The sequence below is a fragment of the Stenotrophomonas genospecies 5 genome (assembly GCF_054473825.1).
In genome coordinates, this window is sequence record NZ_JBTMUW010000004.1 from 231,295 (window position 1) to 255,210 (window position 23,916).

The 23,916-nt window shown below is 67.5% G+C and carries 25 protein-coding genes; 11 read left to right on the forward strand and 14 right to left on the reverse strand.

The genetic code is table 11. The features are described 5' to 3' along the window. Position 1: 1 nt before the first annotated feature. Together ACX9OW_RS20195 and ACX9OW_RS20200 are read right to left on the reverse strand one after the other, a co-directional pair. Entirely contained in the window at positions 2-1,219 is a 1,218-nt protein-coding gene (locus ACX9OW_RS20195; protein ID WP_459062745.1) for a nucleoside permease, read from the reverse strand. 27 nt (positions 1,220-1,246) lie between these two features. Next, on the reverse strand, positions 1,247-2,299 hold the full coding sequence (locus ACX9OW_RS20200; RefSeq protein ID WP_065174573.1) for a sugar phosphate isomerase/epimerase family protein: 1,053 nt from the start codon (positions 2,297-2,299) through the stop codon (positions 1,247-1,249). A gap of 95 nt (positions 2,300-2,394) precedes the next feature. Between ACX9OW_RS20200 and ACX9OW_RS20205 the strand changes: the two genes are divergently transcribed. From ACX9OW_RS20205 to ACX9OW_RS20225, 5 genes are all read left to right on the forward strand, one after another. Beyond that, positions 2,395-3,402: a LacI family DNA-binding transcriptional regulator gene (locus tag ACX9OW_RS20205; protein WP_111186026.1), complete on the forward strand. Its 1,008-nt coding sequence runs from the start codon at positions 2,395-2,397 to the stop codon at positions 3,400-3,402. Between the two features lie 142 nt (positions 3,403-3,544). After that, positions 3,545-4,570, forward strand: coding sequence for an AI-2E family transporter (locus tag ACX9OW_RS20210; protein WP_053516238.1), 1,026 nt, complete (start codon positions 3,545-3,547; stop codon positions 4,568-4,570). A 101-nt stretch (positions 4,571-4,671) separates the two neighbouring features. Further along, a complete protein-coding gene (locus ACX9OW_RS20215) occupies positions 4,672-6,402 on the forward strand; it encodes a GGDEF domain-containing protein (RefSeq protein WP_459040507.1) in 1,731 nt (576 codons plus the stop codon). A 127-nt stretch (positions 6,403-6,529) separates the two neighbouring features. Beyond that, positions 6,530-6,652, forward strand: coding sequence for a hypothetical protein (locus ACX9OW_RS20220; protein ID WP_258391157.1), 123 nt, complete (start codon positions 6,530-6,532; stop codon positions 6,650-6,652). A 208-nt stretch (positions 6,653-6,860) separates the two neighbouring features. Further along, entirely contained in the window at positions 6,861-7,166 is a 306-nt protein-coding gene (locus tag ACX9OW_RS20225; RefSeq protein WP_459062746.1) for a GNAT family N-acetyltransferase, read from the forward strand. A 69-nt stretch (positions 7,167-7,235) separates the two neighbouring features. On the opposite strand, the gene ACX9OW_RS20230 is transcribed toward ACX9OW_RS20225, so the two are convergent. Next, complete coding sequence (locus tag ACX9OW_RS20230) at positions 7,236-8,630, reverse strand: DUF2867 domain-containing protein (protein ID WP_322522845.1); 1,395 nt, start codon at positions 8,628-8,630, stop codon at positions 7,236-7,238. Between the two features lie 11 nt (positions 8,631-8,641). Then, positions 8,642-8,959 (reverse strand): ArsR/SmtB family transcription factor, encoded by a 318-nt coding sequence (locus ACX9OW_RS20235; RefSeq protein ID WP_196768758.1) that lies wholly within the window; start codon positions 8,957-8,959, stop codon positions 8,642-8,644. Positions 8,960-9,218: 259 nt separating this feature from the next. On the opposite strand from ACX9OW_RS20235, the gene ACX9OW_RS20240 reads away from it, so the two are divergent. The 5 genes from ACX9OW_RS20240 (at position 9,219) to ACX9OW_RS20260 (ending at position 14,142) form a co-directional block, all read left to right on the forward strand. Then, the gene (locus ACX9OW_RS20240) at positions 9,219-9,686 is read left to right on the forward strand and encodes a DUF2975 domain-containing protein (RefSeq protein WP_065174736.1); all 468 of its coding nucleotides are present in this window, start codon (positions 9,219-9,221) and stop codon (positions 9,684-9,686) included. A gap of 13 nt (positions 9,687-9,699) precedes the next feature. Next, positions 9,700-9,924 carry a helix-turn-helix domain-containing protein gene (locus tag ACX9OW_RS20245; protein ID WP_053516228.1) on the forward strand — a complete coding sequence of 75 codons (225 nt, stop codon included), beginning with the start codon at positions 9,700-9,702 and terminating at the stop codon, positions 9,922-9,924. A 44-nt stretch (positions 9,925-9,968) separates the two neighbouring features. Further along, complete coding sequence (locus tag ACX9OW_RS20250; RefSeq protein ID WP_065174578.1) at positions 9,969-11,507, forward strand: TerC family protein; 1,539 nt, start codon at positions 9,969-9,971, stop codon at positions 11,505-11,507. 111 nt (positions 11,508-11,618) lie between these two features. Next, positions 11,619-12,746 (forward strand): metallophosphoesterase, encoded by a 1,128-nt coding sequence (locus ACX9OW_RS20255; RefSeq protein WP_322522843.1) that lies wholly within the window; start codon positions 11,619-11,621, stop codon positions 12,744-12,746. A gap of 115 nt (positions 12,747-12,861) precedes the next feature. Then, positions 12,862-14,142, forward strand: coding sequence for an MFS transporter (locus tag ACX9OW_RS20260; RefSeq protein ID WP_065182383.1), 1,281 nt, complete (start codon positions 12,862-12,864; stop codon positions 14,140-14,142). 4 nt (positions 14,143-14,146) lie between these two features. On the opposite strand, the gene ACX9OW_RS20265 is transcribed toward ACX9OW_RS20260, so the two are convergent. Beyond that, positions 14,147-15,094, reverse strand: a complete 948-nt coding sequence (locus tag ACX9OW_RS20265) for a nucleoside hydrolase (protein WP_322522842.1) — start codon at positions 15,092-15,094, stop codon at positions 14,147-14,149. 153 nt (positions 15,095-15,247) lie between these two features. Between ACX9OW_RS20265 and ACX9OW_RS20270 the strand changes: the two genes are divergently transcribed. Further along, on the forward strand, positions 15,248-15,559 hold the full coding sequence (locus ACX9OW_RS20270) for a hypothetical protein (RefSeq protein ID WP_459062747.1): 312 nt from the start codon (positions 15,248-15,250) through the stop codon (positions 15,557-15,559). A gap of 65 nt (positions 15,560-15,624) precedes the next feature. Here the strand turns inward: ACX9OW_RS20270 and ACX9OW_RS20275 are convergent, their stop codons facing one another. From ACX9OW_RS20275 to mdcA, 9 genes are all read right to left on the reverse strand, one after another. Next, positions 15,625-16,344, reverse strand: coding sequence for a GntR family transcriptional regulator (locus ACX9OW_RS20275; RefSeq protein WP_065174583.1), 720 nt, complete (start codon positions 16,342-16,344; stop codon positions 15,625-15,627). A 59-nt stretch (positions 16,345-16,403) separates the two neighbouring features. Next, a complete protein-coding gene (locus ACX9OW_RS20280) occupies positions 16,404-17,759 on the reverse strand; it encodes an SLC13 family permease (RefSeq protein ID WP_053516216.1) in 1,356 nt (451 codons plus the stop codon). 106 nt (positions 17,760-17,865) lie between these two features. Next, positions 17,866-18,786, reverse strand: a complete 921-nt coding sequence (mdcH, locus tag ACX9OW_RS20285; RefSeq protein ID WP_277381493.1) for a malonate decarboxylase subunit epsilon — start codon at positions 18,784-18,786, stop codon at positions 17,866-17,868. After that, positions 18,783-19,640 (reverse strand): triphosphoribosyl-dephospho-CoA synthase MdcB, encoded by an 858-nt coding sequence (mdcB, locus tag ACX9OW_RS20290; RefSeq protein ID WP_262100219.1) that lies wholly within the window; start codon positions 19,638-19,640, stop codon positions 18,783-18,785. Before mdcB ends, mdcH begins: the two co-directional genes overlap by 4 nt. Then, entirely contained in the window at positions 19,637-20,278 is a 642-nt protein-coding gene (mdcG, locus tag ACX9OW_RS20295; RefSeq protein ID WP_459062748.1) for a malonate decarboxylase holo-[acyl-carrier-protein] synthase, read from the reverse strand. The genes mdcB and mdcG overlap by 4 nt, the downstream gene beginning before the upstream one ends. Continuing rightward, on the reverse strand, positions 20,271-20,981 hold the full coding sequence (gene mdcE / locus ACX9OW_RS20300) for a biotin-independent malonate decarboxylase subunit gamma (protein ID WP_459062749.1): 711 nt from the start codon (positions 20,979-20,981) through the stop codon (positions 20,271-20,273). Before mdcE ends, mdcG begins: the two co-directional genes overlap by 8 nt. Further along, entirely contained in the window at positions 20,978-21,886 is a 909-nt protein-coding gene (locus ACX9OW_RS20305; RefSeq protein WP_065174587.1) for a biotin-independent malonate decarboxylase subunit beta, read from the reverse strand. The genes mdcE and ACX9OW_RS20305 overlap by 4 nt, the downstream gene beginning before the upstream one ends. Then, entirely contained in the window at positions 21,883-22,203 is a 321-nt protein-coding gene (gene mdcC / locus ACX9OW_RS20310; RefSeq protein ID WP_053516201.1) for a malonate decarboxylase acyl carrier protein, read from the reverse strand. Before mdcC ends, ACX9OW_RS20305 begins: the two co-directional genes overlap by 4 nt. A 10-nt stretch (positions 22,204-22,213) precedes the next feature. Continuing rightward, entirely contained in the window at positions 22,214-23,857 is a 1,644-nt protein-coding gene (mdcA, locus tag ACX9OW_RS20315) for a malonate decarboxylase subunit alpha (protein ID WP_065174588.1), read from the reverse strand. Between the last annotated feature and the right edge of the window lie 59 nt (positions 23,858-23,916).

Here is a 23,916-nt window from a genome sequence, read left to right on the forward strand (position 1 = left end):
CTCAGGGTGCGGTGGGAGCGGGCGCGACAGCGGGGCGGTCGCGGAACAGCAGCAGGAAGGCGATCAGCACCACCAGTGCGACGCCGGCCGGGAACAGCCAGATCTGCTGCCAGTCCGGACCCGCCGCCGTGGTGAAGTGCTCCACCACCGCACCGGACAGGAACGTGCCGATCAGCATGCCTACGCCGTACGTCGCCAGGGTGATGAAGCCCTGGGCGCTGCTGCGCACGTCGGGGCCGGCGTGTGCGTCGGTATAGATCTGGCCGGTGACGAAGAAGAAGTCGTAGCAGATGCCGTGCAGCACGATGCCGATCACCAGCAGGGAGAACGCACCGCCGGCGTCGCCAAAGGCGAACATCACATAGCGCACCACCCACGAAGCCATGCCTACCGCCAGCATGGTCTTTACCCCCAGGCGGACGAACAGGAACGGCATGGCCAGCATCAGCAGCACTTCCGAGACCTGGCCCAGCGACTGCAGGCCGGCCGCGCCGCGCACGCCGAGGTCGTTGAGATACGGATTGGTGAAGTTGTAGTAGAACGCCAACGGAATGCAGATGGCGATGGAGGCGAGGAAGAACACCAGGTAGGAGCGCGACTTCAGCAGGCGCAGCGAGTCCAGGCCCAGGATCTGCCCCAGTCCCGCATCGCGCTGCCTGGCCAGCGGCGGTGTGTGCGGCAGGGTGAAGGCATACAGACCCAGGGCCAGCGACGCCATCGCCGCCATGCGGAAGGTCAGTTCGAGCCGATGCGCCTGCTCCCAGCCCAGCCAGCCGATCAGCACGCCGGCCACGATCCAGCCGACACTGCCGGCCACGCGCACCAGCGGGAACTGCTTCTCAGGCGACTGCATATGGCGCATCGCCACGCTGTTGGCCAGGGCCAGCGTCGGCATGAAAAGCAGCATGTAACCCATGACACAAGCGAAGAACGTGTTGAAGTCCGTCGCCGTGGATGCGAACCACATCAGCACCGCACCGGCCAGGTGCAGCACTCCGAGAATGCGCTGCGCCGCAAAGTAGCGATCGGCTATCAGGCCGACCAGGAACGGGGCGACGATGGCACCGATGGACTGGCTGAGGAAGGCGGTGGCCACCTGGCTGGCGCTGGCCTGCAGCGGGCCCTGCACCAGATACGTCCCCAGGGTCACGAACCACGCGCCCCAGATGAAGAACTGCAGGAACATCATCGCGCCCAAGCGCGACATGGCGTGCGTCATGGCTTGCCCTCCCGGGGCGGTAGTGGCTCAGAGTCCCAGCATGCGGCGCAGTGATTCCGGCGGCGTGCCGCTGCCGGCGAAGTCGTCGAAGGCATGTTCGGTCACGCGGATGATGTGGTCACGGACGAAGGCGGCTCCCTCGCGTGCGCCGTCCTCCGGGTGCTTCAGGCAGCACTCCCACTCCACGACCGCCCAGCCCGGGAAATCGTACTGCGCGAACCGGGAGAAGATCGCCTTGAAGTCGATCTGGCCGTCGCCGAGCGAGCGGAAGCGCCCCGGCCGGTCGATCCAGTCCTGGTAACCGCCATAGACGCCGCTGCGCGCGCTGGGCCGGAATTCCGCGTCCTTGACGTGGAAGATGCCGATGCGATCGTGATACCGGTCGATGAAGCCCAGGTAGTCGATCTGCTGCAGCAGCAGGTGGCTGGGGTCGTACAGCATCTTCGCGCGTGGGTGGTGGTCCACCACATCGAGGAAGCGCTCGAAGGTGGCACCGTCGTGCAGATCCTCACCCGGGTGGATCTCGAAGCACAGGTCCACGCCGCTGGCGTCGAACGCCTCCAGGATGGGACGCCAGCGCCGGCCGAGTTCGGCGAAGGCTTCTTCCACCAGTCCCGGTGGGCGTTGCGGCCAGGGATAGAAGTAGGGCCAGGCCAGCGCGCCGGAGAACGTGGCATGCGCGGTCAATCCCAGGCGCTGGCTGGCGCGGGCGGCCAGCTTCAACTGTTCCACCGCCCACGCTTGGCGCGCGGCGGGGTTGCCGCGCTTGTCCACCGGCGCGAAGCCGTCGAACAGGCTGTCGTAGGCGGGGTGGACGGCGACCAGCTGTCCCTGCAGATGGGTAGACAGCTCGGTGATCTGCAGGCCATGGTCGGCCAGCATGCCGCTGATGTCGTCGCAGTACGCCTGGCTGCGCGCGGCCTCGGCCAGATCGAACAGATGCGGCGCGTTCGTCGGCACTTGTACGCCACAATAGCCCAGGCCCGCGGCCCAGCCGGCCAGCGTGTCCAGCCGATCAAAAGGAGGTGTTTCGCTGATGAACTGCGCCAGGAACAGCGCCGGACCCTTGAGCGTCTTCAACGTGGTTCGCCCGCGATGCAATCGATTGCATTACCCTAGCAGGGTCTCCCGCAAACCCTGTTGTGCACTGCACAGCGGAAACAAGAACTGACGCCATGGCCACCATCTACGACATCGCCAAGCACGTCGGCGTCTCCGCCGGTACGGTGTCGCGGGCGCTGTCCCGGCCGGACAAGGTGCTGCCGGCGACGCGCACGCGCATCGAACAGGCCGCCGCCGCGCTGGGCTATGTGCCCAACACGGTCGCCCGCACGCTGAAGACGCAGCGCAGCGGCAAGATCCTGGTGACCGTGCCGGACATTGCCAACCCGTTCTTCGCACAGATCCTGCAGGGTGCCGAAGACGCGGCCCAGGCCGTCGGCTACGCGGTCCTGCTGGGTGACACCCAGCATCGACCCGACCGCGAGGAGCGCTATGCGCAGATGCTCCGTCGCAACGAGGCCGATGGCCTGATCGTACTGGGCCATCGCCTGCCGCCTACCGCGCGCGCGATCGTCGAGCAGCAGGGCGCCGCCGCGCCGGTGGTCAACGGCTGTGAATTCGACCCCGCGCTGGGCCTCCCCAGTGTCCACATCGACAACGCTGCCGCCGCGCGTGCGGTGATGGAGCACCTGTACGGACTGGGACATGAGCGGATCGCCGTGGTGGGCGGGCCCCCCGACAACCCCCTGCACCAGCAGCGGCTGGAAGGGGCACGGGCGGCGGGCAGGGCGCGCGGCCGACTGCGCCAGTTGAGTGTCGTGCCGGGTGACTTCTCCGTCGAATCCGGCCATGCGGCGGCGACGGCACTGCTGGCCGCCGCATCGGCGCCGACCGCGATCTTCTGCTTCAGTGACCAGATGGCGCTGGGAACCCTGGCGGCCTGCCGGGAACTGGGCGTCCGCGTGCCCGAGGAGCTGTCCATCGTCGGTTTCGACGACCTGGCGTCGTCGCGTTACCTCACGCCGCCGTTGACGACCATCCGGCAGCCCATGCGGGAGATCGGCGACCGCGCAGTCAAACTGCTGCTCGCCATCATCGAAGGCGTCGATGTCCCGCTTCAGCAGACGCTGGACTTCAGTCTGATGCTGCGTGGCTCGACAGCGTCGCCCGGGCACAGGTGAAGGCAGCAGGCAGGAACCCCTGCAGGCCTGCGCCTGCCGGGGATGTTTCATTGCCTGTGATCAGAAGCGCTGGCCCCAACTCCATTCATTTCGGTGTCCGGAGCGTTCCACTACCATGGGCCACCCCGCCCGGACTCATGCCATGCAAGACGCCCTCGTTGCCCAGCCCAGGCCTCCCGTTGCAAGGATCGCGGCCTGGTCATTGATGCTGCTGGGGATGTGGCTGGTACTGAAGCTGGGCCTGGTGGTGACGCTGCTGTCGGGCCTGCTGGTGTTCCAGTTGACCCACCTGCTGGCGTCGACAGTGGAGGGGCGCCTGCCGCCCGGGCGCGCGCGTGCGATCGCGGTGATCGTGCTTTCGGCCGTCATCATCGGCGTGCTCGTGCTGGCCGGCATCGGCGTGGCGTCCTTCTTCCGCACCGAAACCGGCGGGCCGGATGCGCTGCTGGCGCGCCTGATGGACATCCTCAACACCTCGCGTCACCAGGTGCCGGCGCTGCTGCAGCCCTATATTCCCGAGGACATGCCGGCACTGCGTGCGGCATTGAACGAGTGGGCGGCAGAGCATCAGCGGCAGCTGGGCGTCGCCGGCACATCGGCGGTGCAGATCGGCGTGCGCGTGCTGATCGGCATGGTGCTCGGGGCGATGATCGCGCTGTACGACGAGCTTCCGTTGCCGACGATGGGGCCGCTGGCGCAGGAACTGATCGGCCGTACCGGCCGCCTGGCGACCGCATTCCGCCAGGTGGTGTTCGCGCAGGTGAAGATCTCCCTGCTCAATACCGTGTTCACCGCGATTTTCCTGCTGGGGGTGCTGCCGCTGTTCGGCGTGCACCTGCCCCTGTCGAAGACGCTGGTACTGATCACGTTCATCGCCGGCCTGCTGCCCGTGGTGGGCAACATCATCTCCAATACCGTCATCACCATCGTTGCCCTGTCGGTATCGTTCTACGTGGCGGTGGTGGCGCTGCTGTACCTAGTCGTGATCCACAAACTCGAGTACTTCCTCAATGCCCGCATCGTCGGTGGCGAGATCCAGGCCCGTGCGTGGGAACTGCTGCTGTCGATGCTGGTGATGGAAGCCGCCTTCGGCCTGCCGGGGCTGGTCGCTGCGCCGGTGTTCTATGCCTATGTGAAACGGGAACTGGTGGACCAGCGCTGGATCTGACAGTTGCCGGTGCCAGCGGGCGCCACTGCAGGGCCACGGTGGGCGCTTGTGGGTGCCGCCAGCCGGCAGCTACAGTGACCGGCACTTCAGGGGAATGGTGAATGGCCCGCAAGGTGTCGCCGATCGGGTTACGGACCTGGGTCTGGATCCTGGCCGGGCTGTTCGTGGTCTGCACGCTGCCCTTGATGGTCATCGCCCTGGTCCAGGGCACGCTGCGCTACACCGCAGCGGAGGACAACCTCGTCAGCCTGCACCGGTTGCGACAGACCTTTGATCTGGCCAATCTGGCCTCCGCCGAGCGCGGGCCTGCCAACAGCCTGCTCGGCAGCGATTGCGCCGATGCCGGCGAACGCGCGCGGCTCGCGGCGGGGCTGGCACAGGCGCGAAAGCGGGTCGATGTGGCGATGACGCAGATGGATGCCGTGATCCTGTCCGGGCCCTCCCTGCCTGACGAGCGCCGCACCCTGTTCGAGGCCCAGCATCAGCTCCGCCAGGCGCGCGCGGCGGTGGACCGGGTCGTGGCCAAGCCGGCAGACGCGCGGACGGTCGACGACGTGGAGCATGCGATCAACAGCATGTTCATGGTGACCGATCGCCTGCATCGCCTGGGTTCGGCGCAGATCAACGTGCTGGTGGCCACCGGCCGCGAAGCGGCGATTCCGGCGATCCAGGGCCAGATCCTGATGGACCTGCGCGAGCATGGCGGCCGACTGGCGTCGAATGTGATGGCACCGGTGGCGGTTCCCGGGGCCTGGCGCGTCCGGCAGGTACGCGCGGCGCAGCAGACCGAGGGCCGCCTGCTCGAGCTGTGGCGGCTGGCAGCCAGCCACGAGTCGGTGTTCCGCAGTGATCCCGAGCTGTCGTGGCACTGGGACATGGCACGCCGACAGTTCTTCGCCGAGTCGCTGCCGATGATCGAACAGCTGATCGAGGACGGTCGCCATGGACGGCCTCCGCCGTGGAGCACCGCGGAATTCACTGCGCGCTACGTTCCGACGCTGCAGTCACTGGAGGCGCTGCGCGACGGCTACCTGAGCATGTCCATCGTTCGCTTCGAACAGGCACGGAATCGTGAGGCGACACGGCTGGCCGTGTTGTGGGCCACCGCGCTGGGCACGCTGGCGGTGCTGGGCGTGGCCCTGCGCATCGCCCACCGGCAGATCCTCAGGCCGCTGCTGCAGGCACAGGAACAGGTGGTGCAGATCGCGTCCGACGCGCCGGGCCCCGCGCAGCACGTCACTCATCCATTGGCAGAGATGCAGCGGCTGTTCGACGCGATTGAAGTGCTGCGAGAGACCTCACGTGAACGTTCCGCACTGACCAGCGAACTGCGCCAGCTGGCCGGCACCGATGCGCTGACCGGGTTGCTCAATCGGCGCGCGCTGGACGAACACGTGCAGCAGCGGCACGCCGCAGGCAACGTCATGGCGGTGGTGATCCTGCTCGACGTCGATCATTTCAAGGCAATCAACGACGGCCAAGGCCACGCCGCAGGCGACGAGGTACTGGTGCAGGTTGCGCAGCTGCTGCGCAGGCACCTGCGGCACACCGACAGCATCGCCCGCTACGGTGGCGAGGAGTTCCTTGTGCTGCTGGCGGATGGGGATCTCGGCGCGGGTGGCCGGTTGGCCGAATCGCTGCGCGTCGCACTGCAGCAGTCGGATATCGTGCTGGGCAATGGCAGCGTGTTGCGTGTCACTGCCAGTTTCGGTGTGGCCGAGGGCAGTACCGATGCACTGGGCTGGCGTTCCCTGCTGCGTGCTGCCGATGCCGCCATGTATCGGGCCAAGGCACAGGGACGCGACCAGGTACGGATTGCCGGTGCACGCTGAGTGCCACGGCGCTGGCGACGCCGGTCATGGCGGTACATCAGGGGCAGCATGCCCCCTGGCGCCGCACTTCATCTGCATCGCACAGGGCGCGGCCTAGACTTGCAGCCTGACACTGCAGGAGCCCGCCATGTCCGTCGATCCCGCCTTGGCCAGCGCGCAGCCGGCGTCCGTGCTGGCGCGCACCGACGCCGATGCGCCACGCCCTCCGTCGCTGCGGCGCCGCGGTGATGGTCGTGTGGCTGTGCAGTGAGATCGGCCGTGGCGATGCTGGAGATTCCCACGCTGCATACCGCACGGTTGCGCCTGCGCCCGCAGCGGCTGGATGATTTCAACACCTATGCGAGCTTTCTTGCATCGCCCCGTGCGCGCGGCATGGCGGTCCATTTGGTGAGGTCGCGGCCTGGGGACAGTTCTGTCACGACCTGGCCAGCTGGCCCTTGTTCGGCCACGGCGCGCTGATGATCGAACGGAGCGACAGCGGCGCCTGCATTGGACAGGTCGGCATCAATCACGGCCCGTTGTTTCCGGAAAAGGAACTGGGCTGGCTGTTGTACGACGGCCACGAAGGGCAGGGCTTCGCCAGCGAGGCCGCGGCCGCCCTGCGCGACTGGGCGTTCACATCGCTGCAGTTGCCGACGCTGGTGAGCTACATGGCGCCGGACAACCTCGCGTCGCAGGCCGTGGCCCGGCGGCTGGGCGGTGTGCTGGATGCGGACGCGCTGCGCAACGATCCGGACGATCTGGTGTTCCGCTACGCGCGTTGAGTTCGGACAGTAAACCCCTCGGCAGTTTGCGGAACACGACAATGGCGTTTCATCCCGCCTTCTATGGACTCAGCGAAGCGAGGCTTCACCGGTCCAGGCACCGGGAACCGCCAGTTCGGGCGCGAGCGCATGTTCGACTGCGCGCCGCAGCAGTGCAGGGGCGATGTAATGCCGGTGCACGCCATCGATCAACGCCATGTAGACACGCCCGAAGATGTTGCGGGTCTGCACACGCGTGCCAAGGCTGATATCGATGCGGCCGTCGGTATGCCGCTGCACGCGGACACTGCTGCGGAAGCGCAGGTGGCGATCGTCGGCGCCCAGCAGTACTTCGGCATAGCGGCCATGTGCATCGACCTGTGAATCCAACACGGGATAGCGGCCCGCAAAGAGCTGCGTGTGATCGCTGCATGCCAGCGACGAGACCGGGCAGCCCAGCCGCGCGGTGCGCAGCCCCAAGGGAGCCACCAGCCAGTTGCGCACCGCCATCAGCTGGCTGACGCCGCCCGGTGGGTTGCACAGGAAGCCTTCCAGCACGTTTGCCAGCAACTGCGAAACAGGTGGCTGCTGCAATTGAGCACCGTCCAGCCGGAGCACCGTCAGATCATGGTAGTTGCTGGACTGCAGTGCTTTGCCCAGCAGTCCGTCATCGCTGGGCGCGCGGGACTCGATGGTAAATGGAAGGGGGGCACGTTCGACGAAGCCACGCAGTGGACGCAGATTGATCCGTCGCAGCGGGCCGAGAAACGCCCGGGTACGGGCGCACAGGGACGCGCACAGGCTGGGAGGTGCGGCCTGCAGCGAGAGACGCAGCAGCGGGGTGGCCGCCAGCGTGGCCATGGTGGGCCAGTGCACCTCGGGAAGCACCTCAGTCAAGCTGGGAATATCAGCACCGTTGCGTTGCACCTGCGCTCTTGTTTCAGCGCTCATCGCACCGGCCAGTTCGTTGCTGTGGCAAGACAGTGCGAACAGGGCAGGGTGCCCAGGATGGTTCGATACAAACTGGTGCCAGGTACCTCCGCCAAATCGAACGGTGAAAAGGCAGTCCGGTGGGATCTGGACGCGACGCAGCGAGCGCGGGAGCGCGACGGGATCGGTTGCGAGCTGTGCATCGGAGGCCATCGCGAAACGCAGCTCAGCGCCTGCGCTGCCGGCGATGGCGGTGAACATGCGTGGGCCGGCGTGGCGATGGAACGGATGTCCGCCTTCGCCGACCATGAAACTGTACAGCGAGGACGCATCGCCGTACTGCAGATGCATGCCACCGAGCCGCGCAGAGGGCTCATCGAGTGCATCGATGAAGGCGGGGTGGTGGCGCTGACGCTGGCTGGCATCAGCCACCAGTGCGTCTCCGGCACCGATGCCGAGCTGTGCGATCAGTGTGACTTCAACGGGGCTGCCGCCCTCCTGAGCCGCAAGCTGTACACCTGGAAACGAGCGGCTGTCGTGGGTCGGTCCAGGCATCGGGCGGCTCCTCAGGGGGCGGGCGACTTGCGGCGTGCGCGCGCTTCGCGCTTGAGTGGGCCGCCCACCGGGCAGACCTCGGCAGCCCACGAGAACAAGGTGTTGGCAAGCCGGTCGGGCACCTGTCGGAAGTACACGTACTGGCCACGCTTCTCGCGTTCGATCAGACCTGCCTCTTCAAGGATGCGCAGATGGTTGGACAGTGCCGGCTTGCTGAAATCGAAGCGCTCGGACAGTTCGCCCGCACTGAGTTCACCGGCGCTGAGATAGGCCAGGACCTGCCGCCGGGCGGTTGAGGCGAGTGCTTCGAAGATGCGATCCATGAGAATATGATTAACCAATTAGTTAATTAATAATCAAATCGTCACTGGGGTGTCAAGTGCGGAGGCGGGTTCGAAGCTCGCGTGCAACAGCGCCGACGTTCAGCCTTTCACTTCGGGATGTGGTATATCGTTTATCGATAAATCCACCCCGGGGCGGCAGGGCCACCCCAATACCGGAGGCCGCTTGACCGCTCGTCCCGCCCGCGCCAGACCCGCGCGAGGCTTGTTCACCCTGGCCCAGACCGCCGTGCAGGCCGTGCGGGCCATGTGCTGGCTGGGAATCCTGGCCGCACTGCTGGCCGTGCCGCTGGTCGCCTACGACCGCCGCTGGCTGCTGGATGCCGTGCATGATGCACGCACTGCCGCCGCCCACGGAGGCGATCTGTTCCTGCACTTCTGCATCGGCCTGGGCACCATCGTTGCCCTGCTGGTGCTGTGCCTGGTGTTCCTCCGACACCTCGCGCGGATGCTGAGGTCCGCTGCCCGCGAACGCCCCTTCACCCATGCCAATGCCCGGCGTCTGCAGCGCATGGCCTGGTTGATGCTGGCGATGGAACTGCTGTCGATCGTGATCGGCCTCTACGCTGCCTGGATGGGGCCTGATTTCGCCTGGATGGAGGTGGGCGGAGGCATGTCCATCACCGGTCTGGTCGCGGTACTGATGCTGTTCGTGCTGGCGCGCGTGTTCGCGGTCGGCGCGGCGATGCGCGATGACCTGGATGGCCTGATCTGATGGACCTGACCTGATGGCCGTAGTGATCACGTTGGACCGCATGCTGCAGGCGCGTGGCATGACCCTGTCCGAGCTGGCGGGGCGCATCGACATCACGCTGGCCAATCTGTCCATCCTGAAAACCGGCAAGGCCCGCGCCATCCGCTTTTCCACGCTGGATGCCATCTGCCGGGAGCTGCAATGCACACCCGGCGACCTGCTCGGCTACGACCCGACGCAGGCGCACGATGGCGACTGAAGCTTTTGTTTTTCCCCCTGACCTACTGACGAAACGGACCCGAAATGGAATGGTTGGCTGACCCCTCGATATGGATGGGACTTGCAACCCTGGTGGTGCTGGAGATCGTGCTCGGCATCGACAACCTGGTGTTCATCGCGATCCTTGCCGACAAACTGCCGCCGCACCAGCGCGACCGTGCGCGGGTGATCGGCCTGACCCTGGCGCTGCTGATGCGGCTGGTGCTGCTGGCCGCGCTGGCGTGGATCATGAAGCTGACCGAGCCGCTGGTCACGCTGTTCGGTCACAGCTTCTCCGGACGCGACCTGATCCTGCTGGGCGGTGGCCTGTTCCTGCTGTTCAAGGGCACCATGGAGCTGCATGAGCGGCTGGAGGGCCGCAGTCACCAGGAAGACGGCAAGAAGGTCTACGCCAGTTTTGCCATGGTGGTGGCACAGATCGTAGTGCTGGACGCCGTGTTCTCGCTGGACTCGGTGATCACTGCCGTGGGCATGGTCGACAACCTGGGCGTGATGTATGCCGCGGTGACCATCGCGATGGCACTGATGCTGGTGGCCAGCAAGCCGCTGACCCGCTTCGTCAACAAGCATCCCACGGTGGTGGTGCTGTGCCTGGGCTTCCTGTTGATGATCGGCTTCAGCCTGGTCGCCGAGGGGCTGGGTTACAAGATTCCAAAGGGCTACCTGTACGCGGCGATCGCGTTCTCGATCCTGGTGGAAGCCTTCAACCAGTGGGTGCGCTTCAACCGCGAGCGCAACGAGCGTCGCCAGCCGTTCCGTCAGCGCACTGCCGATGCCGTGCTGCGCCTGCTGGGCGCCCGTCCGGCCAATGGCCACGACGATGCCAGCGAAGAAGACCACGGTGATCCGGAGGAACGCCTGCAGCCGGCCGAGCACGAGATGATCCGCAGCGTGCTGGGCCTGGCTGACCGGCCTGTGTCCAGTGTGATGACCGTGCGCGCCGACGTGCAGTGGATCGATCTGGCGCGCGGCCAGGACGACGTGGTGGCGCGCCTGGTGGCGTCGCCGCACACGCGCCTGCTCGTGGGCGAGGGTGATCTGGACAGCCTGCGTGGTGTGGTGCAGAGCCGCGACCTGCTGGCCGACCTGCTGCAGGGCAGGCCGCTGCAGCTGGAAGCCAACCTGCGCCAGCCGCAGTACGTGCTGTCCAGCGCCAGCGCGTTGCAGGCGCTTGAACTGATCCGCCTGCACCCGGTACCGCTGGCGGTAGCGGTGGACGAGTACGGCAGTGTGGAAGGCCTGGTGACCGCCAATGACCTGCTGGCGGCGATCGCGGGCGATCTGGTCGATACCCAGGACGAGCGTTACGGCGTAGTGGCGCTGGACGAGGGCCAATGGGAGGCCGACGGCGCGTTGACGCTGGATGACCTGCAACGGCTGGCCGGCGTGTCGCTGCCCCGCAGTGCCGACTACATGACCATCTCCGGCCTGGTGCTGGACCAGCTTGGCCGCCTGCCGGATGTGGGCGATGCGGTCGAAGTAGCGGATGCCCGCATCACCGTACTGGCCATGGAGAAGCGGCGCATTGTCCGCCTGCGGGTGGAGCGCCTCGGGCTTCCGTAGCGTCGAGCGTGCTCGACTGCGAACTGAGCAGCCGGGCATGGCCCGGCTCTACACAACGCTGTCCGCAGCCGTCACCATGGCGGGCTCTTGTCTTCGTCCAGGAACGTCGCAGTGCTGAGTACGATTGGTTTGCTGATGGGCGTGTATGTGGCCCTTCGCCTGTTCTGGCCGCTGCGCCTGCCCGTGTGGTTGAAGGTACTGCTGTCCCTGCTGCTGGTCGCCATCGCCGTCCAGCTGCGGATCGTGGCCACGTTCTGGGGCACGATGGCCTCGCCGGAAATCCCCAAGCTGGCCATCGCCGTGCTCGCCACCGGCTCCACTGCGGTACTGCTGCTGGCACTGGTGATGCTGGTAATGGACGTGGGCCTGCTTGGCGCGTGGGCTCTGCGCAGGCCCCGTGTGACCGCAGCGCTGCGCGCGCCGTGGCTGCGCCCGGGCGCAGGCCTGCTGGCTCTGCTGGTCAGTGCCTGGGGCGTGAGCCAGGGCATGGCGGTGCCCAAGACCCGACAGATCGAGGTGGCCATTGCCGGCCTGCCTGCCGCGTTCGAGGGTTACCGCGTACTGCAGCTTACCGACATCCACGCCAGCCGCCTGCTGACCGGCGACTGGGTGCGTCAGGTCGTGGCCGAAAGCAATGCCCTGACGCCCGACCTGGTCGTCATCACCGGCGACCTGATCGATGGCACCGTGCAGGCACGGCGCAATGACTTCCGGCCCCTGGGTGAACTGAGGGCGCCGGACGGGGTGATCGCCATCACCGGCAATCACGAGTACTACGCCCAGTACAGCGAATGGATGCAGGCGTTCCGTGCGCTGCACATGCAGGTGCTGGAGAACAGCCACGTGCAGGTGCGGCGGGGGGATGCAGCGATGACGATCGCCGGTGTTACCGATCCGGTGGCCGCGCGCTATGGCCTGCCGCTGCCCGATCTGGAGGCGGCGCTGGCGGGTGCGGATCCGGCCGCCCCGGTGATTCTGCTCGACCACCGCCCACGCAATGCGAAGGACGCGGCCGCACGCGGGGTCAAGCTGCAGCTGTCCGGCCATACCCATGGCGGCCAGATCCTCGGCATGGACCAGCTGGTGAAGCGTGCCAACGGCGGTTTCGTCTCCGGACGGTACCGCGTCGATGACATGACGCTGTATGTGAGCAACGGTGCGGGACTGTGGGCCGGCTTCCCGGCACGCATCGGCGTGCCCTCGGAGATCACCCTGATCACCCTGCGCCGCGCACCCTGAGCCGTCTGCGGTCCGCGCCCGTCGTGCAGCGGGTCCACCGTGCCGTCACCCGCGTGGTGGCACCCTGCGCACGGACCGCAGACAGGGAAACGATGGTGGCGAAGGCGAACAGGCGATGAGTGCGACACAGCAGCGCTCGATGTGGGTCGCCGGCCTGTCCACCGTGGTGGAGTGGTACGACTTTACCCTGTACCTCTATTTCGCCACGGTGCTGTCGCGGGTGTTTTTCGGCGGCGGCGAACAGGCGATGCTGGTCACCCTTGCGGGATTTGCCGTGTCCTACCTGATGCGCCCACTCGGCGCGCTGTGCTTCGGTCACCTCGGTGACCGCTTGGGGCGGCGCTGGATGCTGCTGGCCTCGATGGCGCTGATGGCTGCAGCCATGCTGGCCACCGCGCTGCTGCCTACCGCCGCGACGGCGGGCACGACGGCGGGTGTGCTGCTGCTGGTGCTGCGGTGCGTGATGGCATTCTCGGTGGGCGGTGAATACACGGGCGTAGTCGCCTATCTGCTGGAAAGCGCTCCGGCACGCCGGCGTGGACTGGTGACCTCGTTGGCCTCGGCGGCCAGCGAAGTGGGCGCGCTGCTGGCGGTGGCGATCTCCGCACTGACGGTCGCGCTGCTGCCGCAGGTACAACTGGACAGCTGGGGATGGCGCATTCCGTTCTTCGTCGGTGCTGCACTGGCGCTGGTCATCCTGATCGCGCGTTCGGGCATGCATGAATCGCCGGAGTTCGAGCGGCAGCGTCGCGAGGGCAGCATTCCTGCCACGCCGCTGCGCCACGTGCTGCGCCACCATCCGCAGGCGGTAGCGCGCACCTTCGCCATTTCCGCGCTGGGCTCGATCACCTACTACGTCGGCATCACCTATGTGCCCGCGTTCCTGCACGCACAGGGGCACGACGAGGGCGACGCCCTGTGGCTGTCGACGATCGCGGCGGTGGCCGTGATCGCCATCACTCCCTTGTGCGGTGCGTTGTCCGATCGCTTCGGCCGGCGCCCGCTGCTGTTGGGCCTGACGGTACTGGCGGCGTTGCTGCCGCTGTCGTTGTTCGGCTGGATGGCGCATACCACGCCGTTGGGTATCGCCGTGGCTGCGGTGCTGCTGGCCTGCGTGGCCGGTGGCGTGAGCGCGGTCGCGGCACCGGCCACGGCCGAGCAGTTTCCGGGCGAGGGCCGGGTAAGCGGGCTGGCACTGGGCGTGACCATGGCCACGGCGGTCTTCGGCGGTGCGACACCGTGGCTGGCGCAGTGGTGGGTGGAGCGCAGCGGCTGGGCGGCGGCACCGGGCGCGATGATCGCGCTGGTCGCATTGCTGGTGTTGCCGGTGCTGTGGACGCTGCCGGAAACGGCATCGACGCGGAAGACCCGCCCTGGCAAGCAGGGCGGATCCTAGCCGGTCACACCTTCAGCGTCTGCTCGATGTCGGCCAGCACGGCGGCGGCATCCACGCCAATGGCAATCGACTGCACCACGTGGCCGTCCCATACGCTGGGGCCGAATGCCAGGCCTTCAGGCTTGGGAATGGTCATGCCACGGGCGACGCCGTCGGTGGCCACGCGCACGCTTGCGCGCTCGAAGCGGAACAGCTCCGGGCGGGTGAGCGCGATGCAGGCGCAGCAATCGTGCACGACCATGCCCTTGTGGCCGGCCTGCAGGTAGAAGTCCACGTAATCCTGCGACAGCGCACGCACCAGTTCGGCATCGGCACCCCCGACCGCAGCCAGTTTGTCCAGGCCGTCACGGTTCATCTCGACGCGGGTGGTGACATCCAGGCCGATCGCGGTGACCGGCCACTGTGCGGTGAACACCACGTCGGCGGCTTCCGCATCGCCCCAGATATTGGCCTCGGCGGCCGGGGTGATGTTGCCGTTGACGTGGAAGGCACCCCCCATGATGACCACGCCACGCACCAGGCCGGCGATGTCCGGCGCCTGCTGCAGGGCCAGGGCCAGGTTGGTCATGCGGCCGACCGCGACCAGCGTGACCTCGCCTGGATGGGCCCGCACCAGATCGATGATCAGCTGGTGCGCAGGACGAGCGTCGGCGGTCACGTCCAGCTGGGCAGGCACCGGGTGATTGCCCAGGCCATTGTGGCCGTGGATGTGCACCGGCCAGGCTTCCGGCGTGGCATCGGGCTGCAGGGGGCCCGCCGCGCCACGCGCGACCGGCGCAGTCAGCGCCCAGGCCTGCTTCAGGTACAGCGCGTTGTGGGTGGTGGACTCCACCGAGGCGTTGCCGAAGGTGGTGGTAACGCCGATCAGGTCGATCTGCGGATGCTTGTGCAGGTACAGCAGGGCCAGGGCGTCGTCGACGCCCGGGTCGGTATCGAAAATGACTTTCAGCATGTTGTTGTTCTTCTTCTTCCGTGTGGTGCGGGGGGCCCCGGCGGCCAAGAGGCAGGCCGGCGCGCGCTACATTGTCCCATCTTCATGACAGGCAGGGCCATTGGCGGGGCGGCGGGCCATAATGGCGTCGATATCCATGCCGGGAGACGCCTGGTGCTGATCGTGACCCTTCTGCTGGTCCTGCTGGTGCTGGGCCTGAATCTGCTGGCGAGCTGGGTCATTCTGCGTCGGCAGGAATTGTCGTCGGGCAACCGGGCCGCGCAGGTGCTGGTGATCTGGCTGCTGCCGCTGATCGGCGCCGTCGTCTGCCTGCTGGTGGCAGCCGCCGAGGGCCCGCTCGGACTGCATGCACGCAGCCAGGACGGCGCGATCTGGGCCAGCGATGGCGCCCACGAGGGCAATGCCCCCTCTGCGGACTGTGGCAGCGACGGCGGTGGCAGCGACGGCGGCGGCTGCGGCGATTGACGCCACAGGAACAGGGTCAGCCACCGCCCGCATTGCGTGCCATGCCCGGCGGGGCGACAGCTCGCTCAGGCGCCGCCTTCGGTCGGCAGCGGCGCCGGTACGTTCAGCAGGCCCCCGGCCGCCACGTAGGCGGCCAGCGCCTGGCCCTGGCTGAGCAGGTGCCGTTCCATCGTGCGTTCTGCCGCGTCGGCATCACGGCGACGGAAGCACTCCATCAGCTCGCGGTGCTCGGCCAGCGACTGTGCCGTGCGTCCGGGCGTCAGCAGCTGCCGGCCGCGATGCATCTTCAGGATGCGGTGCAGGTCGTGGGTGATGCGGATCAGCCACGGATTGCCGGCATAGTGCTGCACGGTTTCGTGGATGAGGTAGTTGTTGCGGTAATACTCGGCGATGTTGCCGTCAGCCGCCGCCGCTTCCATCGCGGCATGCAGGGATTCCAGCTGGGCCACGCCCGCATCATCGATATGCCTGACCGCCTCATGCGCGCAGCGGCCCTCCAGCATGGCCATCACCGGGAACAGCTGGTTGAGGTCCTCCAGCGTCAGCCGGGTTACCCGGCTGCCGCGCCCGGCGTCGATCTGCACCAGGCCTTCGGCTGCCAGCAGCTTCAACGCCTCGCGCAGCGGGGTGCGGCTGATGCCCAGTTCACTGCACAGCGCAGGCTCGTCGATCCATTCGCCGGGGGGCAGGCGATAGTCATAGATGCGCTCACGCACATGTTCGGCGACCTCCTCGTACAGAGGGGCGCGCTTCTTCGGGGACCGTGGAGCAGGGGCGATGGCCATTGGCAGAGTGTACCCGCTGGCGGTAGTGCCGGCCGTCAGCCGGCACGACCGGTCATCGCCTACATCCAGCCCGGCACCACGAACACCAGCCAGGCCAGCAGCGGCCCCAATGCCACCACCAGGCCGCTGTAGACCAGGAAGCGGCGGAACAGCGTCTCGCGTTCTTCCTTCGCCGCCGATGCCACGACCAGTGCACCGTTGGTGGAGAAGGGGCTGACATCGACGATGGTGGACGACACTGCCAGTGCGCAGATCACGCCGGCTGCACCCAGGTGCCCCTGCATCAGGAACGGCACCGCCAGTGGAATCGTTGCGCCGAGCACCGCCGCGGATGATGCGAATGCGGAGACGATACCGCCGACGTAGCACACCAGCAGAGCGCCCAGCAGCGGAATGCCGATGTTGGAGACCCCGTTGCCGATGAAGTCGACCGCGCCCGCATGCTCCAGCACGCCGATATAGGTCACCACGCCACAGATCAACAGAACGGTCGACCAGCTGATGCCATCCACCGCACCCTTCTGGCTCTGCGGCGAGAGCAGTGCCAGCGCCACTGCGACGGTGATCGACACCAGGCCGACGTTGAGGTTGTAGATCAGTGCCGCCACGCCCAGGCCGAGCAGGCCGACCAGGGTGAACAACCGCTCCCGGGTCAGACCCACTGCATCCAGCGCCGCCGGATCGTTGCTCAGGGTGCCGCCGCCGGCCGCCACCAGCGCGCCATGGCCTTCGATGGCGAACTGCCGCGACGACGCCTGCGGACCACCGGCCATTGCCAGTTCCGCACCGCCCGCGGTGATCGAGCCACGTCGCATCAGCGCGATGCCGCCGAAGGCGAGGAAGCAGATGATCGCCATCATGAAGTTGAAGCCGAGGCTGGTCAGGAAGACCGCCATCTCGGTGACCTCCAGCCCGGCCTTCTGCACCACGCCATTGGTGATGCTGCCGTACACGCTGATCGGCGAGAAGCCGCCGGCCTGCGCACCGTGGATGACCAGCAGACCCATCATCAGCGGGTTGATGTTGTATTGCTTGGCGAAGCGCAGCGCGACCGGACCGATGATCGCCACCGCTGCCGGGCCGAGGGCGCCGAAGGCGGTCAGCACCGCGGTGACCACGAACATCACCCACGGAATGGCCACGATGTGGCCGCGCACCGCGCGTACCGCCCAGTGAACCAGCAGGTCGATGGTGCCGTTCTTCTGCGCGATGGCGAACAGGTAGGTGATGCCGACCAGGGTCAGGAACAGATCGCCGGGAAAACCGGCGAGGACTTCCTTGCCACCCATGCCGACCCAGACACCACCGATGATGAAGGCCAGTGCGAAGGCCACTGCGCCCATGTTGATCGGCAGTGCGGTGGCGACGATGAACATGATCACCAGACCGATGATCGTTGCGATTTGTGGACTCATGCGCCCTCCCAGACACGTGGCTCACGTACAGCGCGGATGGAGACCCGCCATCCCCGGGGTAAGGCGACGTACTGCAGTGTTGCGTGATACGTACTGCTCGAACCCGTTACTGCAGGCGCTGCAGCGCACTGCGGACCCATGCCGCAGCGCCATGCAGGCTCTGGAACTCTTCCACCGCGCGGAACTCGCAGCAGGGATAGGACGGCGCGACCATGCGTGCGAGCGCATTGCCCGGGCCCAGCTGCAGGAACACTCGCGCGCCGCGCTCGAAGGCCTGCCGCATCACCTGTGCCCACTCGATGGTCTGTGCCAGCTGTGCCGACAGGCTGTGCACCGCCGTTGCGGCATCGCGCACGGGCCGTGCATCGACGCCCGCCAGCAGCGGCAGGCGGGGTGCCCGCATGCCCGAGCGCTCCAGCGCGGCGGCGAAGGGCGCCACCGCAGCCGCCAGCAGGGGCGTGTGGGCAGCGACGTGGACCGGCAACGGACGCACCTGCGCACCGAGCGCGTGCGCCGCATCGGCCAGCGGCTGCAGGGTGTGCCGGATGCCTCCCACAATGAAGTGATCCTCGCCGTTGACGATGGCGATGTGGGTACCCTGCGCATCGCACAGCGCTTGCAACGTCGTACGATCCAGGCCCAGCACCGCCAGCATGCCGGCGCCTGCCGCGCTGGCACCGTCCATCAGATGCGCGCGCTGTGCCGACAGGGCCAGGCAGCTGCCAGCGTCGAAGGTGCCGGCAATGGCATGCGCCGCCAGTTCGCCGATGCTGTAGCCGGCCACCACGGTCGGCACCGGCAATGCATCGCGCAGGGCGTGCCACTGCGCCAGACTGGCCGCGCACAGCAGCGGTTGTGCCTGCGCATTGTCGAACCGGTCCTCGGCCGCAGCAGCGGTGAACACGTCGCGCTGCAGCACCTCGCTGGCGGCGAGCAGCACGCCATGCGCGGCGTCGTTGTCGCGCACGTGATCGAACATCGCAGCATGCTGCGTACCTTGTCCCGGGCAGAGCAGGGCCAGCATCACGCCTGCTCCTGCAACAGCAGGAAGACGCTGCAGGCCAGCAGATCGGCGCTGCCACCCGGGCTGAGCCGGCGTGCGACGAAGGCATCGCCGATGTCCTGCAGGCGGGGTCGCCAGCCGGCGGCAAAGGCACCGCCGGCGTCGAGGAATCCGCGTGCCTGCTGCTGGGCCCAGCGCAGTCCGGCAACACCGCCCCGATGCAGCAGGTTCAGATCCTCGACCTCTGCGACCAGATGCATCAGGGTATGGGCCAGTGCAGCTTCGCGTGGCAGCCCTGCGCCCAGCGCATGGCGCAGTGCCGGCAGGGCCAGCCCACGCAGCAGGGGATATCCAGCGGCCGCCTGCTCGCGTACGCCGGGCACGCCGTGACGGGCGCGCGCGCGCTGCCCCGGACTGTTCACATCCAGGGGCGAGGTGGCGAAGGCGTCCGCCCATTGGCAGACCGCCTGGCATACCTGTTCACCTGTCGCGGCTCGGCCCAGACGCGTGCGGCACGAGGCTGACGCTGCCACCAGCAAGCCCAGGCTGAAGATCGCGCCGCGGTGGGTGTTGACGCCGCCGGTGGCGCGCAGCATCGCCGCTTCGGCGGCCAGGCCGTGGTCGCGCAGCCGATGGAACGGCGCTTCGGCGGCGCCATCGCGGGCAACCGCAGTGAAATAGTGGCGCAGGGCAAACAGGCTGCGCAGGAACGTACCGGCATCCATGTCGTCATGGCTGCCGCTGTCGAACGGCGTGACCAGGCCGGGCTTGGGCGCACAGGCCAGCTCGGCATGCAGCGCGGCGATCGCCATGCGGCCTAGGCGTGCACTGTCGGGCGCGGTGCTGCGGCCGGCAAGGCGCGGCGCGACGGCGTTCATGCGGCCACCCCGCTGCCCTCGAATAGACGGTGGCGTGCTTCCAGGGCTGCGCCGTCAAGGCGTTTGACCAGCAGTTGACGGCTGCTGCCGGCGTACTCGCGCCAGTTCACCGCAGCGCCACGGGCCAGGCACAGCTCGCCGTCGACCCGCTGCGGATGCTGCGCTTCCCACGCCCGCAGCCGAGTCACCAGCGCATCGGCCCGTGCCGCATCCGGGACCTCCCAGAGCAGGTCGATATCGGAACGGTCATGCACATAGGGCAGGCCAGTAACGTGCTGCCAGGCGAATGCGCCGAACACACGGGCCGGCGCGAGCGTGGCGAGAGCGTGCAACGGTGCCTGCCAGGCGGGGCATACGCCTGCCGCGAGGATGTCGCTCAGTGCCGGCGGCGCCTGCCGACGCTGTACATCCTGCAGCGGCACCCGCAGTGCAAGCCGCTGTTTGCCTTCGCCCGGTGGCAACGGCACACCCAGCCGCAGGCGGGAATCGGGGTCGTCTGCCGCGCGTCGCGCGACCATTGCCGGCAATCCCTGCGCGAACCATGCGGCGAGCCGCGGTTCCTGCGCAGCCACATCAGCCCGCCAGTCGGCGTGGGCCGACAACCAGACCAGCGTGTGGCGGGTCAGACGCTCAGGCATCGCCGTTGGCCACCGCGCCCGCGACGGCAGCCGCCTGCAGGCGGCCCCCCCGTTCGGCACCCAGTGCGGCACGGTGGTCGCCGTCGGCCGGCGCGCGCAGGGCATCCAGCAAGGCCTGCGCCAGCTCGCCCGACCACAGCGACCGTACCGCACCCATCGCCACGTAGTTTTCCACCCCGGGTGCGAACACCGGCGAAGTCAGGCTCAGCGCCTGCAGCTTTTCCAGCGGTTGCTTGGTTACGCGAGCCATCGCCCGCAGGTCCATCACCCGAACCTGGGCATCCGGCAGCGCATGGATCGTGTCCGCCATCAGGCCGAACGAGAGGAAGCCACCGCTGACCGACTCGCCATGGACCAGGGTCACCAGCCGTGCGCCGCGTCGCCGCGCGACGTCCAGGCATTGCGCGAGGTGGGCGAAGTAACCGTTGATGCCGAGCAGTTCGTCGCGGCGCGAAAGGCGTTGGCCTGCGGTATCCACCAGCATCACGATCGGTCGCTGCGGATGTGCGGCGGTGCTGGCCAGTACCGTTGTCGCCAGCACCAGCGCATGATCGACACCGACTTCCAGCTTGTCAGTGGTGCCGATGACCGTGACCTCGCCATCTTCGGTACTGGCGCTTCCCGTCAGCACGGAATCGTGCACGGTCACGTCGTGGCCGCGCGGGAACAGCGCGTCAAGCAGGGGCTGCAGCGGCGCGGTCATGGCAGTTTCCTGTGGGCGGTGGCGGCGAGGAACGCGTCGGTGTCCAGCAGCGGCAGGCGCTCGGGATCATCGATTCCCTGGCGTGCCCAGATCTCCAGACCATCGCGGCAGTCCCCCCAGGCCTCTGCCCGGGCCTGCAGGGCGGCATGTCGCTGCTGCAGCGCGGCCAGCGCGGCATCGGCGTCTGCGCTGGCGGCGTCTGGCTGCAGCGCCTCGAATGCGGCCTGGGCGAATGCATCGATGGCATCGGGAACCAGAACCTGCGCCTGGTCGATGAGGTAGCGGTGCTTGCCGCCTGTCACCCGCCATACGAGGGCACGGTCACGCGAGTCGAACTCCTCTACGCCGCGCACGGTCTCGATCACTTCCGGCCCGGACAGCGACAGTCGCCCTTCCTCGGACATGATCACCGTGGTGCAGCAGCGGGCGACGATGCCCATGCCGCCGAAGGCGCCGTTGCCGCTGCCGATGAGGGCCACCACCGGCACGCCGGTGGCGCGCGCGTCCAGGGTCGCGCGCATGATCTCGGAGATGGCGATCAGGCCCGCATTGGCTTCATGCAGGCGCACGCCGCCGGTGTCGAGCAGCAGCAGCACACCGTCGGGCCTGTGTTGCGCGGCCCGGCGCAGCAGGCCGGTCAGCTTGGCGCCATGCACTTCGCCGACACCGCCCCCCATGAATTCGCCCTGCTGTGCAGCAATCAGCACACGCCTGCCACGCAGCGAGGCTGCACCGACCACGATGCCATCGTCGAACGCGGCGGGTTGGTCCAGCTGTGCCAAGTGCGGGCTCATGGCGCGCCGGGCCGGCCCGAGATACTCGGTGAACGATCCGGCATCGACCAGCCCGGCGATACGGGCACGGGCATCGGCCTCGTGGTAGCTGCGTCGTTGCATCGGATTCATCGCGGTTCTCCGGCGAGCAGTGTCTCCACCGCCTGGTCCAGGCGCAGGCTGACCACCGCCGGGGTGGCACCGGCATCGTTGATCGATACGCGCACGTCGCGCAGCGGATGCCGCCGGGCGAAATCACCGATGACCGCCTGCCAGATGGTGCCGAAGCCTTGCGCGGCGGTGACGACATGTACGGTCATTGCGCCGTCCTGCGCGGCAGGTTCCAGCAGGACTTCCAGATTGCCGGACGCCAGCACGCCCACCAGCACCGCGTCGTGCGGGAACCGCACCGGGGTTCTTCCGTCGAATCGATAGTCGAGGGTTTCCATCGCGTGCCCCTTACCAGTTGCGGAAGCGCTTGGGCGGGTCGTAGAGACCGCCTGACCAGCGCACCAGGTCTTTCACCGAGCGCGCGGCCAGCAGGTCACGACTGGCGTCGCGCACCGAAATGCCGAGATCTTCCGGCCGCCGGATCACGCCCCGGTCGCGCAGGTTCTCCACCATCGCGCGATCGCGGCCCAGACCGACCGTGGTGTAACCGGCCACGCCGCGGATCGCCTGTTCGCGCTCCTCCGCGGTGCGGCACAGCAGCAGGTTGGCGATGCCTTCCTCGGTCAGCACATGGCTCACGTCATCGCCGTAGATCATCACCGGTGGCAGTGGCATGCCAGCGCGTTCGGCCAGCGCCCACGCATCGAGGCGGTCAACGAACGCGGGTGCCATGTGTTCGCGGAAGGTCTCCACCATCTGTACCACCAGCTTGCGCCCGCGTGGCATCTCGCCCGGGCGTGCGGCCTGCTGGCCGGCCTTGATCCAGGCGTCGCTGGCATGACGGCGGCCGCGCGCATCCGAGCCCATGTTCGGCGCGCCACCGAAGCCGGCGATGCGGTCGCGGGTGGCGGTGGAGCTGTTGCCCTGCAGGTCGACCTGCAGCGTCGAGCCGATGAACATGTCGCACGCATACAGGCCGGCGGTCTGCGAGAACGCGCGGTTGGAGCGCATCGAGCCATCGGCGCCGGTGAAGAACACATCACCGCGCGCGGCGATGTACTTCTCCATGCCCAGTTCCGAACCGAACGAGTGCACGGACTTCACGAAACCCGACTCGATCGCGGGAATCAGCGCCGGATGCGGATTGAGCGCCCAGTGCTGGCAGATCTTGCCCTTCAGGCCCAGCGATTCGGCATAGGTCGGCAGCAGCAGTTCGATCGCGGCCGTGTCGAAGCCGATGCCGTGATTGAGCCGGTTCACACCGTATTCGGCGTAGATGCCCTTGATCGCCATCATCGCCATCAGCACCTGGATCTCGGAGATCTGTGCCGGGTCGCGGGTGAACAGGGGTTCGATGTGGTTCGGGCGCGGTGCCTGCACGACGAAGTTGACCCAGTCGGCGGGGATATCGACGCGGGGGAGGGTGTCGACGATCTCGTTGACCTGGGCGATGACGATGCCCCCACGGAAGGCGGTCGCCTCGACGATCACCGGCGTGTCTTCGGTGTTCGGCCCGGTGTAGAGGTTGCCGTCGCGGTCGGCGGCCTGCGCTGCGACCAGTGCCACGCGCGGCGTGAGGTCGATGAAGTAGCGGCCGAACAGTTCCAGGTAGGTGTGGATGGCCCCGATCTGGATCCGCCCTTCGGCCACCAGGTTGGCCAGTCGCACCGATTGCGGGCCTGAGAAGGAAAAGTCCAGCTTCGAGGCAATGCCCCGCTCGAACACGTCCAGATGCGAGGGCAGCGACAGCACCGACTGCACCATGTGCAGATCATGCACGCGGGCGGGGTCCAGCCCGGCAAGGCATTCGGCCAGGAAGTCGGCCTGCTTCTGGTTGTTGCCCTCGAGGCAGACCTTGTCGCCGGGTTCAAGCAGGGCGTGCAGCAGCTCGCCCACATCGTCGGCGGCCACTGCACGGCCTCTGCTCCAGGGCGCAGCCCGCTGCAGACGTGCCTGGCGGCTGCGTTCCAGCGTGTCCCAGCTCGGGTTCATCGACCGGCTTCCGATTGGCGTTGAGATAATTACGCCATAATTACGGAGGGCGACGCAAC

Bases quoted from the DNA above. Each gene is read 5' to 3' on its own strand.
- ACX9OW_RS20225 (WP_459062746.1), top strand. From the start codon at position 6,861: ATGATCGAACGGAGCGACAGCGGCGCCTGCATTGGACAGGTCGGCATC.
- mdcB (WP_262100219.1), bottom strand. From the start codon at position 19,640: ATGAACGCCGTCGCGCCGCGCCTTGCCGGCCGCAGCACCGCGCCCGAC.
- ACX9OW_RS20260 (WP_065182383.1), top strand. From the start codon at position 12,862: ATGAGTGCGACACAGCAGCGCTCGATGTGGGTCGCCGGCCTGTCCACC.
- ACX9OW_RS20245 (WP_053516228.1), top strand. From the start codon at position 9,700: ATGGCCGTAGTGATCACGTTGGACCGCATGCTGCAGGCGCGTGGCATG.
- ACX9OW_RS20305 (WP_065174587.1), bottom strand. From the start codon at position 21,886: ATGAATCCGATGCAACGACGCAGCTACCACGAGGCCGATGCCCGTGCC.
- ACX9OW_RS20265 (WP_322522842.1), bottom strand. From the start codon at position 15,094: ATGCTGAAAGTCATTTTCGATACCGACCCGGGCGTCGACGACGCCCTG.
- mdcG (WP_459062748.1), bottom strand. From the start codon at position 20,278: ATGCCTGAGCGTCTGACCCGCCACACGCTGGTCTGGTTGTCGGCCCAC.
- mdcC (WP_053516201.1), bottom strand. From the start codon at position 22,203: ATGGAAACCCTCGACTATCGATTCGACGGAAGAACCCCGGTGCGGTTC.
- ACX9OW_RS20220 (WP_258391157.1), top strand. From the start codon at position 6,530: ATGTCCGTCGATCCCGCCTTGGCCAGCGCGCAGCCGGCGTCCGTGCTG.
- ACX9OW_RS20240 (WP_065174736.1), top strand. From the start codon at position 9,219: ATGTGCTGGCTGGGAATCCTGGCCGCACTGCTGGCCGTGCCGCTGGTC.
- ACX9OW_RS20280 (WP_053516216.1), bottom strand. From the start codon at position 17,759: ATGAGTCCACAAATCGCAACGATCATCGGTCTGGTGATCATGTTCATC.
- ACX9OW_RS20230 (WP_322522845.1), bottom strand. From the start codon at position 8,630: ATGCCTGGACCGACCCACGACAGCCGCTCGTTTCCAGGTGTACAGCTT.
- ACX9OW_RS20215 (WP_459040507.1), top strand. From the start codon at position 4,672: ATGGCCCGCAAGGTGTCGCCGATCGGGTTACGGACCTGGGTCTGGATC.
- mdcA (WP_065174588.1), bottom strand. From the start codon at position 23,857: ATGAACCCGAGCTGGGACACGCTGGAACGCAGCCGCCAGGCACGTCTG.
- ACX9OW_RS20210 (WP_053516238.1), top strand. From the start codon at position 3,545: ATGCAAGACGCCCTCGTTGCCCAGCCCAGGCCTCCCGTTGCAAGGATC.
- mdcE (WP_459062749.1), bottom strand. From the start codon at position 20,981: ATGACCGCGCCGCTGCAGCCCCTGCTTGACGCGCTGTTCCCGCGCGGC.
- ACX9OW_RS20250 (WP_065174578.1), top strand. From the start codon at position 9,969: ATGGAATGGTTGGCTGACCCCTCGATATGGATGGGACTTGCAACCCTG.
- ACX9OW_RS20195 (WP_459062745.1), bottom strand. From the start codon at position 1,219: ATGACGCACGCCATGTCGCGCTTGGGCGCGATGATGTTCCTGCAGTTC.
- ACX9OW_RS20205 (WP_111186026.1), top strand. From the start codon at position 2,395: ATGGCCACCATCTACGACATCGCCAAGCACGTCGGCGTCTCCGCCGGT.
- ACX9OW_RS20275 (WP_065174583.1), bottom strand. From the start codon at position 16,344: ATGGCCATCGCCCCTGCTCCACGGTCCCCGAAGAAGCGCGCCCCTCTG.